This is a genomic window from Streptomyces beigongshangae (assembly GCF_019710745.1).
GTDB classification, from domain to species: domain Bacteria; phylum Actinomycetota; class Actinomycetes; order Streptomycetales; family Streptomycetaceae; genus Streptomyces; species Streptomyces beigongshangae.
In genome coordinates, this window is the sequence record NZ_JAHKJW010000176.1 from 1 (window position 1) to 886 (window position 886).

Below are 886 nucleotides of genomic sequence, written 5' to 3' on the forward strand. Positions count from 1 at the left end.
CGAGGAGAAGAGGACGAAGGCGTCCAGGTCGAGGTCCTTGGTCGCCTCGTGCAGGTTCCACGCCGCGTCCACCTTCGCCCGCAGCACACCCGCCAACCGCTGCGGCGTCAACGACTCGACCACACCGTCATCCAGCACACCGGCCGAATGCACCACCGCACCCACACCGTGCCGCGACACCAACCCCGCCACCGCACCGGCATCCGCCACATCACACGCCTCGACCAGCACCCGCGCACCAGCCGCCGACAACTCAGCAACCAGCCCCTCAACACCCTCCGCAGCCGCACCACGCCGACTCACCAACAGCAACTCACGCACACCATGAACCACCACCAGATGACGAGCCACCGCACGACCCAAACCACCCGTGCCACCCGTCACCCACACCGGCCCACGCCCCCACCGCAGACCCCCAACCCCACCCGCATCAGCATCAGCATCAGCGGTCACCCGGGCCAGACGCGGCACCCGCACCCCGCCAACACCCACCACGGCCTCCGGCTCACCCACCACCAGAGCACCACGCACCGACCCCGCACCCACACCGGACTCGACATCCAGCAGAGCAAACCGGTCCGGATGCTCCGACACCGCCGAACGCACCAGACCCCGAACAGCCGCAACCGACAGCTCACCACCACCCCCAGCGCCCCCGGCACCCCCGGCACCCCCGGCACCCCGCACCACGAACACCAGACGCGAGCCGGCGAACCGCTCCTCCGCCAGCCACGACCGCACCAGCCCCAACGCCCGCACCGCAGCACCATGCACCGCACCGACCACATCAACACCGTCGAAGGAAACACCGGCGTCGACGAGCACCGTCCCCGGCACCTCACCGGCACCGGCCAGCTCCTCAAGACCCGCGAACGCCACGAACCCG

At 70.2% G+C, this 886-nt stretch carries 1 protein-coding gene; it reads right to left on the reverse strand.

The window, feature by feature from the left end:
- The coding region (locus tag KM933_RS40830; protein WP_488269396.1) for an SDR family NAD(P)-dependent oxidoreductase at positions 1 to 879 on the reverse strand (879 nt) is incomplete at its 3' end.
- Between the last annotated feature and the right edge of the window lie 7 nt (positions 880 to 886).